Here is a 9,527-nt window from a genome sequence, read left to right as displayed (position 1 = left end):
GTCCGCCGAAATCGCTTTCGTCCGGCTCGACAGGATCCTCAAAAACCTCATCGGCAGCCAAGACCAAATGATGGTTGATAACCGTGCGGATTTTACGGTAGAACAGTGCTGCCGAATTGGGATGGATACCCAAAATATCGGCGGCAGAACGGGCGGTAACTTCCAGTACAAAAAAATGGAGCAGTTCTTTCTGTACTTTTTTCTTTAATTTGCAGTGTGTTATCTTCATATTTCGAGGGTAACATATCTGCTAATCTAGTAAAATTTAATCCACTATAGTTTATGCCTCGCACGACGGGGAAATGGCGCGCAGTTTCGATTTGTGGTTGGAACTGTTGAAATCGCAAATCGTGTCGCCGACTTCGTTCGGTTTGTCGGTGCACAATGCAACGGCGGGGTAATGGTCGATATTGAGGCGGGATATGAGCGAGCAGACGGCATTGGCCGTGTGTGCCGACGGTGTGGAAACGGCATTGGCGGAAGCGGCATCACTGTTGGAAGAGGGATGCGGGTCGGTTTTGGTTTTGGCGGCGGACGATCCGCTGCCGGAAGGATATGCCGTATCGGCAACGCGCGCGCCGTTTGCTTATGCTTTGGCGATGGTTCTGACCAAAGGGACGCGTTACAGCCTGACTTTATCTGCTTCGGACGATATGCCGTCTGAAGCCGGTATGCTGCCCGAGGCATATTGGAGCGGTTTGGAATGGGTGCGCTTTCTGCTGAACGGCAGTCGGGAATGCCGCCGGGTATATCGCAATCGTGAATGGCTGTGGCAGCCCGCAAGCTGCAGGCTGAAGATTTCCGCAATGTCCGCACCGTCAACGACGTGGTACAGGCGGTATTGAAGATTCAGGCGGGCTAATCGGGTATTTCTAATTATTTTTCAGACGGCATGTTTTTATCGGATGCCGTCTGAAAACATTTGTGCGGATTCAAAATGAAACCCGGTTTTTTCGGACATATTTTTCTGACCGTATTAAGCATTGCCTATCCCGCTTTGTGGTATAGTGGATTAAATTTAAATCAGGACAAGGCGACGAAGCCGCAGACAGTACGGCAAGGCGAGGCAACGCTGTACTGGTTTTTGTTAATCCACTATATTACGGCAGGGAGGCGGGCTGGTTTGTCTGGCTGGCGGCGGCGATGTGCGGGTTGTGGCTGCTGCGCGCCCTGACTGCCAAACTGCCCCAACAGCGTTATGCGGCTTTGTTTATTACACTGTTTTTTGCCGCAGTATTGGTGTTCGGGCGGCATGATTCGATGTATTGGTATCCCGTCCTCGTCAATCTGATGATGTTGGCGGTGTTCGGCGGCAGCCTGTTTGCCGGACAGACGGTCATAGAAAGGCTCGCGCGGCTGCAACAGCCCGACCTGCCTGAAAAAGCCGTGCGCTATACCCGCCGGGTAACGCAGGTTTGGTGCGTATTCTTTATTGCCAACGGGACGCTTGCCGCTTTGTTGGCACGGTTGGGGCGATATGATTGGTGGGCGGTTTATACCGGCGTGATTGCCTATGTATTGATGGGGATGCCGTTTGCCGGCGAATGGCTTTACCGCAAACTCGTTTTGAAAGTCTGAAACCTTATGTACACTTGCACTTCCTGCGGCGAAAAACATGAAGATATGCCCGCAATCGGCTTTACCGCCCCCGATCCCTATAATCAACTCAGTGAAGAAGAACGCATTGCTTATCAAGCAGAATGCGATTCTGATTTCTGCATCATCCGCTATCCCGACCAAACCGACCGCTTTATCCGCGCGGTGCTGCCGATTCCGATTATCGGGCATGAGGAAACGCTGGAATATGGCGTGTGGGTATCCGTCAGCGAAAAGAGTTTTAACGACTATCAAAGCCGCTTTTACGACAATCCGGAAAACGCCGTTTATTTCGGTATGATCTGCAACCGGCTGCCCCCTTACGAATCCGACACCTTCGGTTTGCATTGCAATGTCGTTACCCAGTCCGACAACCAACGCCCTTTGCTGCAACTGCATCAAAGCGGCGGACATCCGCTGGTACGCGACTTTTATCACGGCATAGAATATGCCGAAGCGCAGGCAAGGATAGGAGCGGTATCCGAATCGGATTGTTCAGGATAAAAGGACAAAAAGATAAACATGAAATACAAAGACCTACGCGACTTCATCGCCATGCTCGAGCAGCAGGGCAAACTCAAGCGCATCGCGCATCCCGTTTCCCCGCATTTGGAAATGACCGAAATCGCCGACCGCGTGCTGCGTGCCGAAGGGCCGGCGTTGCTGTTTGAACACCCGATTAAGCCCGACGGCACGCGCTACGATTATCCCGTGTTGGCAAACCTGTTCGGCACGCCCGAACGCGTGGCGATGGGTATGGGGGCGGACAGCGTGTCCAAGCTGCGCGAAATCGGGCAGACGCTGGCGTATTTGAAAGAACCCGAACCGCCCAAAGGCATCAAAGATGCGTTTTCCAAACTGCCGCTACTGAAAGACATTTGGAGCATGGCGCCGAACGTGGTGAAAAACGCGCCGTGTCAGGAAATCGTGTGGGAAGGCGAAAACGTTGATTTGTATAAACTTCCGATTCAGCATTGCTGGCCGGAAGACGTTGCGCCGCTGGTAACATGGGGCTTGACCGTAACGCGCGGGCCGCACAAAAAACGCCAAAATCTCGGCATTTACCGCCAACAACTCATCGGCAAAAACAAGCTGATTATGCGCTGGCTGTCGCATCGCGGCGGCGCGTTGGATTATCAGGAGTTCCGCAAACTCAATCCCGATACGCCGTATCCCGTCGCCGTCGTGCTCGGCTGCGACCCTGCCACCATTTTGGGCGCGGTAACGCCCGTTCCCGATACCTTGAGCGAATACCAGTTTGCCGGACTGCTGCGCGGTTCGCGGACGGAGCTGGTGAAATGTATCGGCAACGATTTGCAAGTGCCTGCACGCGCAGAAATCGTGCTGGAAGGTGTGATTCATCCGAACGAAACCGCGTTGGAAGGCCCGTACGGCGACCACACGGGCTATTACAACGAGCAGGATTATTTCCCTGTGTTTACGGTCGAACGCATCACCATGCGCGAAAACCCGATTTACCATTCGACCTACACAGGCAAACCGCCCGATGAGCCTGCCGTTTTGGGCGTGGCGTTGAACGAAGTGTTCGTACCGCTCTTGCAAAAGCAGTTTCCCGAAATCACCGATTTCTACCTGCCGCCCGAAGGCTGCTCCTACCGCATGGCGGTGGTGAGCATGAAAAAACAGTACGCCGGACACGCCAAACGCGTGATGATGGGCTGCTGGTCGTTCCTGCGCCAGTTTATGTACACCAAATTCATCATCGTGGTGGATGACGATGTGGACGTGCGCGACTGGAAAGAAGTCATCTGGGCGGTCACCACGCGCATGGACCCTGTGCGCGACACTGTTTTGGTAGAAAACACGCCCATCGATTATCTCGACTTCGCCAGCCCCGTCAGCGGACTCGGCGGCAAAATGGGTTTGGACGCGACCAACAAATGGCCGGGCGAAACCGACCGCGAATGGGGGAGCGTCATCAAAAAAGACCCTGCGGTTACGGCTAAGATTGATGGGATTTGGGAGGAATTGGGGTTGTAGGTTTTACGGTCTGCCGTCTGAAGCGTGGGGGCGTTTCAGACGGCATTTGTGTACGCAGGATGTTTACGGTTCTTTAGGTTTGAGCCACTGCCATTGTTCCAGCAGGGTGTCTTCGAGGATTTTCTGTTTCTCTTTGCGCGAATTGATGCCGCCGGTCAGCCTGCCGTAATCGACGGTAATGGACGGTTTGTCCACCGTACCGGTGATTTTCAGGGGAATCGGTTTGTTTTTCGGATGGACGGCGTTGCGGATAAGGACATCTTCAGACAATTCCTGCGTATCCAGATTGGTATAGCCGTTGCTGGTAACATAGAGGCTGTCGGAGAAGAGTTCGGTATCGATGTGGCGGCTGATGCCGTCTGAAATTTCGCTGTTGAGCGTGAATCGGTGGAAGGGTGTGCTGGGTGCGGCATTGTCGGCAGTTTTGCCCGAAATGCCGTTTTTCAGGATATTGTCCATGTCGATACCGTGCCATGCACCGTTGGAAATATTTAGCGACAGGCTGCCCTGAAGCGAGCGGATAAGCTCTTTTCGGGTTTCGCCGCCCGCGGTCAGGTCGATGACCGCGTCGCCGTTGCCGCTGAAGCTGTGGAAGCCGAACAGGTCTTGCAGCAGCGGTTGGATTTGGATGTTGCTTGCATTCTGTTGCAGGCGGTAAGTGGCGGGACGGGTGTTGGCGATGCTGATGCCGCCTTCGGTATGGCCGCCGTAAAGCCCTGACTTGAAACGGCTGAGCGCGATATGGCCTTTGTCGGCGTGGAGGTAGGTTTCCATATCGTCCAGTTGCAGGCCGGGAAGTTGGACTTTTCCGATTTTCAGGTGCGCCTCGATGTCGCCGGACAGCTTGGCGAGGGTGTCGGGAAATATTTTGCCGTTTTGTTGCCGCACGTCGTCAAGATAGGGGGTCAGGTTCAATTTTTGCAGTGCGACGGCGGCTTCCAGATGCGGTGTGTCTTCATGTGTGTATCTGAATTTCGCGGCAACGGTTTGGCGGTCGAATGTGCCGTTTAATTCGGCATTCCAATTTTGCAGATTCGGTACGGACAGCGAACCGTCGAGCCGGCTGATGAAACGGGGTTGCGGCAGGCGGTTGACGGTATCCTGAAGGGTCGATACATACAGGCGCGGCGCCTCCAGCCCTTTGTTTTCCGTCCATACGAGCGGCGAATTGAGGGAGAAGTTGGTCTGGTGGCGCGGTGTTTTGAAGCTGCCGGAGATTTCGGCGTTGCCGATGTTGGCGATGCCGGAGTGCAGGTTGGCTTTGTCGAGTTTGAACGAACCGTCCCATCGGGCATATTCGCCGCCGGCGGTAAATGCGCCGTTGACGGTTTCAATTTTAATGCTGTTGTTCCTGAGTGCCAGCGTAGGGATTTGGGCGGTCAGGTGGAGGTTGCGGAAGGAAGTGTCTGCACGCAGGCCGAGGCCGGCGGCATCCGCTCCGCCGGCGTTGAAGCGGACAGAAGGGCTGCCGGTGGTGGAAATGGTGATGCCGTGTCCGTCCAGCGAAGTGGAAGCTTCAAAATGGAACGGTGAGATTTCGGGCGTGCCGATGCCGTCTGAAAGGAACAGCCCCCTGCTTTTCCACGGGACGGACAGCTTTCCCCAAACCAGTATGCCCGAACTTTCAAACGGCTGCCCCGACGAATCGGGGGATTGCAGGTTGAGGTTGATTTCCTTCAGGATAAGCTGTTCCTGCAGGAAATTGAGGCGGACGGTGCTGTTTTCGACGATAATGCGGTTGACTGAGGCTTGGCGTTTTTGGCTGTCGATCAGGTCTTGGATGTTCCAAACACCTTTCCCGTCGCGCGTCAGGGCAAGTTCCGCACTCGAAACCACCCATTTTTCAATCTGTATCTGATCCGACCACAGGTTTTTCCAGCTCAATCCGATTTTGGTTTCTTGGACGGAAACGGCAGTCTGGTCGCCGCCGGGTTCGGTAATGGTCAGGTTTTTCAGGATGACGGTCGGCCGGGGCAGGAGCCTGCGCTGAATGTCCGCATCAAACGAGATTTTCCGGTGTGTGTGTGCAATGCTTTGTTGGAGGCGGCTGCGGATGTTTTCAGGCGTGAAGGTGCGATATACGGAAGCGTGCAGCCCGACTGCCGCCAAAAGCAGTATCGTCAGCACGGCCACCGCATATTTCAGACGGTATTTGTGGAAAACCGATAATAAATCCATAGCCCGAACAATCTGTAAAACACGCCACAGTATAACACGGCTTGCAAAAATCCTATTTTGGGCAGGCCGTTTCTTGTGTCAGGAGGAAATATGATTATTGTCATGAGCAGGCGTGCCGCCGAAGCGGACATTGCCGGCGTTGTCGCCTTTATCCGCAGCAGAGGTCTGCGAGAACACATTTCTCACGGCGACGAGCGTACCGTCATCGGCGCAATCGGCGACGATAGGGTTTTGAGCGTCAGGGAGGTGCAGACGCTGCCGGAGGTCGAGAAAGCCGTCCGCATTTTGGATACATGGAAAACCGTCAGTTGGGAAAATCGGGCGGAAGACAGCCGCGTTGCCGCCAAAGGCGTGGCTTTCGGCGGCGGGGAAACCGTCTGTATCGCCGCAGAACCGTCAGTATGGCGCAATGCGGATGCAGTGTTTCTAGATCCGTTTTTCACTTCGGCAAACTTATACGACACTTCAAGTGCGGATGAAGGGCGAGGACGGTGCAGACGGTTGGCGGAACAGACCGCATCGGCGCATGGCGCAGGGAAACCCGTATTGGTGCGCGTCCGCAACGTCCGCCATGTCGAAGCGGCTTTGAATGCGGGGGCGGACATCCTGTATTTGGGCGGCGGGCTGATGTCCGATCTTGCCGTATTGAATGAAGCCGGAAGCCTGAACATTCCCTTGGTGCTGTGTAAAGACAAGCACCATTCTGCCGAAGATTGGTTGAATGCCGCAGAATATGTCGTCTCGCGCGGCAACCGCCACCTGATTCTGGGCGAGTCGGGCGTATTGAACCATACCAAAGGCCATCCCTACCGTTTGGATGTCGAATCCATCGTGAAAGTCCGCCAAATCAGCCATCTGCCCGTGATTGCGAATATTACGGGATTATGGAACCGCGATATGCCGCAGGAAATCCTGTACGGCTTGGCAAAGGCGGCAGGCGCGTGCGGAATCGTCGGAACCTGTTTTGAAAAGTCGGGCGGATAGCAGGCATACCGGCAGATTCAAAGGCGGAGCAGACATTCGGACAACATGCCGTCTGCCGCCCGAATAGCGGTGCCGTCTGAAGCGCACAAGACGGTTTCAGACGGCATATAATCTGAGACCTTTGCAATAACATAGGTTACTAAAATTTTATGCTCAATCTCATTTTCAAAATGCAAAACTTTTCTGATTTTTCCTACTTTTTGCTCAATATTAGGAAGGTTTTAGGCAATTGAAAATTTTTTGGCGCATTTTTATGCGTCAAATTTCGTTAACAGACTATTTTTGCAAAGGTCTCAATCTGTTTTTTTATTTTGGGAGGAGTTCAGATGGCACGACACGTTTGGCAGGCAGGACGGTTTGAAATCGGTTTGGACAAGCCGAAAATCATGGGCATCGTGAATCTCACGCCCGATTCTTTTTCCGACGGCGGCGCGTATTCGCAAAACGCCCGAACAGCTTTGGCGCACGCCGAACGGCTTTTGAAAGAGGGTGCGGACATTCTCGACATCGGCGGCGAATCGACGCGGCCGGGTGCGGATTATGTTTCGTCCGAAGAAGAATGGGCGCGGGTTGAGCCTGTATTGGCAGAAGTGGCGGGGTGGGGCGTTCCCGTCAGTTTGGACACGCGCCGCACGGTGATTATGGAAAAAGCGTTGGCACTCGGTGGCATCGATATTATTAACGATGTGGCGGCGTTGACCGACGAAGGTGCGGTCGAATTGCTGGCGCGCCAGACGGACACGGGCATTTGCCTGATGCACATGCGGGGTTTGCCTGAAAACATGCAGATTAATCCGAAATATCAGGATGTTGTCGGTGAAGTGGCGCGGTATTTGAAAGCGCGGGCGGCGGAATGCATCGCGGCAGGCATCGCACCGCAACGCATCACGCTCGATCCGGGTTTCGGCTTCGGCAAAACCCTGCAACACAATATCGCGCTGATGAGGCATTTGCCCGAATTGATGGCGGAAACAGGCTTTCCGCTGCTGATCGGCGTATCGCGCAAACGCATGGTAGGCGAACTGACGGGCGAAACCGACGCGGCGGCGCGCGTACACGGCAGCGTGGCGGCGGCTGTGGCGGCTGTGGCGCGCGGCGCGCAAATTGTGCGGGTGCATGACGTGAAGGCGACGGCGGACGCGTTGAAGGTGTGGGAAGCGTTGGGCATCAATCTGTAAACAGCGGTTCGCATACTTCATGCCGTCTGAAAAGGACGGGGCGGCTTCAGACGGCATCAACGGTGCAGACAGCAAGGCACAAACTGACTGTATAATCTCGGACAACGGTTCACATTCTCGGAGCAACACATGGCAAAAAAATATTTCGGCACGGACGGCGTGCGCGGCGAAGTCGGGCAGTTTCCGATTACGCCCGATTTTGTATTGAAACTCGGCTATGCGGCGGGTCAGGTTTTGGTTCAGCACGACACCGACCAGAAACCGACCGTTTTAATCGGCAAGGATACGCGTATTTCCGGCTATATGCTGGAAGCCGCTTTGGTGGCCGGTTTTACGGCGGCGGGTGTGAATGTGGTACAGACCGGACCGCTGCCCACGCCCGGCGTGGCTTATCTGACCCGCGCGTTGCGCCTGTCCGCCGGCGTGATGATTTCCGCGTCGCACAACGCCTATTCCGACAACGGCATCAAATTCTTTGCCGAGGGCGGCGTGAAACTGAGCGATGAAATCGAGTTGGAAATCGAAGCCAAAATCGACGAAGAAATGAAAACCCAGCCTTCTGCACGCCTCGGTCGCGCACGCCGCATCAGTGGTGCGGACGACCGCTATATCGAATTTTGCAAATCTACCTTTCCCAGCCATTCCGACCTTCGGGGTTTGAAGTTGGTTATCGATACTGCCAACGGCGCGGGGTACGGTGTCGCACCCAAGGTGTTTCACGAACTGGGCGCACAAGTCGTCAGCATCGGCGACGAACCCAACGGCTACAATATCAATGAAAAATGCGGTGCGACTTATACCAAGACACTCCAGGCAGCCGTTTTACAGCATGAAGCCGACTACGGCATCGCCTTAGACGGCGACGGAGACCGCCTGATGATGGTCGATAAAAACGGTAAGGTTTACGACGGCGACAGCCTGATTTACGTCATTGCTAAAGCCCGCGCCCGAGAAGGTATCAACATCGGCGGCGTGGTCGGCACGGTCATGACCAATATGGCGATGGAAATCGCCCTGAAAGAGCAGGGCGTGGATTTCTGCCGCGCCAAAGTCGGCGACCGCTATGTGTTGGAACAGCTGAACCAACGCGGCTGGCTCATCGGCGGCGAAGCCAGCGGCCATATTTTGTGCATGGACAAACACAACACCGGCGACGGCATTATTTCCGCGCTGCAAGTTTTGGCGGCACTGCAAACGCTGAACCAAGACCTCGCCACCGTTTGCGCCGATTGGCAGCCGTATCCGCAAACTATGATTAACGTGCGCATCCAAAAAGGTCAGAAATGGCAGGAAGCCTCAAAAGACGTGTTGGCGGAAGTGGAAAAAGAACTCGAAGGCAAAGGGCGTGTCGTGTTGCGCGCTTCGGGAACCGAACCCGTCGTGCGTGTGATGGTGGAGGCGCGGCAGGCGGATTGGGCGCGCGACGGTGCGGAACGTATTGCTTCCGCCATCGGCAGCCTTTAGGCAAAATCAGGCAAAACCGTTTCAACAGCGGCGGTTTTCCTGTTTAAATGCCGTCTGAACGTCCGGCAGAGGGCGCGAATCTGCCCCTTGCCGCTTTCAGACGGCATAATCTTTGATAGAATGCCG

The 9,527-nt window shown here is 54.8% G+C and carries 7 protein-coding genes and 3 pseudogenes; 8 read left to right on the top strand and 2 right to left on the bottom strand.

The annotated features are described in order from the left end of the window. A pseudogene (locus HMPREF2959_RS09575) lies at positions 1 to 229 on the bottom strand (IS1595 family transposase); the annotation flags it as partial. A 40-nt stretch (positions 230 to 269) separates the two neighbouring features. Here HMPREF2959_RS09575 and HMPREF2959_RS09570 point away from each other — a divergent pair. From HMPREF2959_RS09570 to ubiD, 5 genes and pseudogenes are all read left to right on the top strand, one after another. Beyond that, positions 270 to 776 (top strand): annotated as a pseudogene (locus HMPREF2959_RS09570) (beta-ketoacyl synthase chain length factor); the annotation flags it as partial. A gap of 2 nt (positions 777 to 778) precedes the next feature. Beyond that, positions 779 to 862 (top strand): annotated as a pseudogene (locus tag HMPREF2959_RS13335) (acyl carrier protein); the annotation flags it as partial. Positions 863 to 1,143: 281 nt separating this feature from the next. Beyond that, the gene (locus HMPREF2959_RS09565; RefSeq protein ID WP_002216644.1) at positions 1,144 to 1,578 is read left to right on the top strand and encodes a COG4648 family protein; all 435 of its coding nucleotides are present in this window, start codon (positions 1,144 to 1,146) and stop codon (positions 1,576 to 1,578) included. A gap of 6 nt (positions 1,579 to 1,584) precedes the next feature. Then, complete coding sequence (locus HMPREF2959_RS09560; RefSeq protein WP_002243772.1) at positions 1,585 to 2,100, top strand: DUF2199 domain-containing protein; 516 nt, start codon at positions 1,585 to 1,587, stop codon at positions 2,098 to 2,100. A gap of 18 nt (positions 2,101 to 2,118) precedes the next feature. Next, positions 2,119 to 3,597 (top strand): 4-hydroxy-3-polyprenylbenzoate decarboxylase, encoded by a 1,479-nt coding sequence (gene ubiD, locus HMPREF2959_RS09555; protein ID WP_002243771.1) that lies wholly within the window; start codon positions 2,119 to 2,121, stop codon positions 3,595 to 3,597. A 63-nt stretch (positions 3,598 to 3,660) separates the two neighbouring features. Here ubiD and HMPREF2959_RS09550 read toward each other — a convergent pair whose 3' ends face one another. Beyond that, entirely contained in the window at positions 3,661 to 5,775 is a 2,115-nt protein-coding gene (locus HMPREF2959_RS09550) for an AsmA family protein (protein WP_002243770.1), read from the bottom strand. 90 nt (positions 5,776 to 5,865) lie between these two features. On the opposite strand from HMPREF2959_RS09550, the gene HMPREF2959_RS09545 reads away from it, so the two are divergent. The 3 genes from HMPREF2959_RS09545 (at position 5,866) to glmM (ending at position 9,401) form a co-directional block, all read left to right on the top strand. After that, a complete protein-coding gene (locus HMPREF2959_RS09545; protein ID WP_002243769.1) occupies positions 5,866 to 6,759 on the top strand; it encodes a chorismate mutase in 894 nt (297 codons plus the stop codon). Positions 6,760 to 7,085: 326 nt separating this feature from the next. Continuing rightward, on the top strand, positions 7,086 to 7,937 hold the full coding sequence (folP, locus tag HMPREF2959_RS09540; protein WP_002230799.1) for a dihydropteroate synthase: 852 nt from the start codon (positions 7,086 to 7,088) through the stop codon (positions 7,935 to 7,937). A 129-nt stretch (positions 7,938 to 8,066) separates the two neighbouring features. Then, entirely contained in the window at positions 8,067 to 9,401 is a 1,335-nt protein-coding gene (gene glmM / locus HMPREF2959_RS09535) for a phosphoglucosamine mutase (RefSeq protein WP_002239994.1), read from the top strand. The last annotated feature ends 126 nt before the right edge of the window (positions 9,402 to 9,527 follow it).

Source organism: Neisseria sp. HMSC070F02, from assembly GCF_001814225.1.
Classification (GTDB): Bacteria; Pseudomonadota; Gammaproteobacteria; order Burkholderiales; family Neisseriaceae; genus Neisseria; species Neisseria meningitidis.
This window is presented reverse-complemented; position numbering and strand designations above follow the sequence as displayed.

Bases quoted from the DNA above. Each gene is read 5' to 3' on its own strand.
- HMPREF2959_RS09545 (WP_002243769.1), top strand. From the start codon at position 5,866: ATGATTATTGTCATGAGCAGGCGTGCCGCCGAAGCGGACATTGCCGGC.
- ubiD (WP_002243771.1), top strand. From the start codon at position 2,119: ATGAAATACAAAGACCTACGCGACTTCATCGCCATGCTCGAGCAGCAG.
- HMPREF2959_RS09560 (WP_002243772.1), top strand. From the start codon at position 1,585: ATGTACACTTGCACTTCCTGCGGCGAAAAACATGAAGATATGCCCGCA.
- folP (WP_002230799.1), top strand. From the start codon at position 7,086: ATGGCACGACACGTTTGGCAGGCAGGACGGTTTGAAATCGGTTTGGAC.
- glmM (WP_002239994.1), top strand. From the start codon at position 8,067: ATGGCAAAAAAATATTTCGGCACGGACGGCGTGCGCGGCGAAGTCGGG.
- HMPREF2959_RS09550 (WP_002243770.1), bottom strand. From the start codon at position 5,775: ATGGATTTATTATCGGTTTTCCACAAATACCGTCTGAAATATGCGGTG.
- HMPREF2959_RS09565 (WP_002216644.1), top strand. From the start codon at position 1,144: ATGTGCGGGTTGTGGCTGCTGCGCGCCCTGACTGCCAAACTGCCCCAA.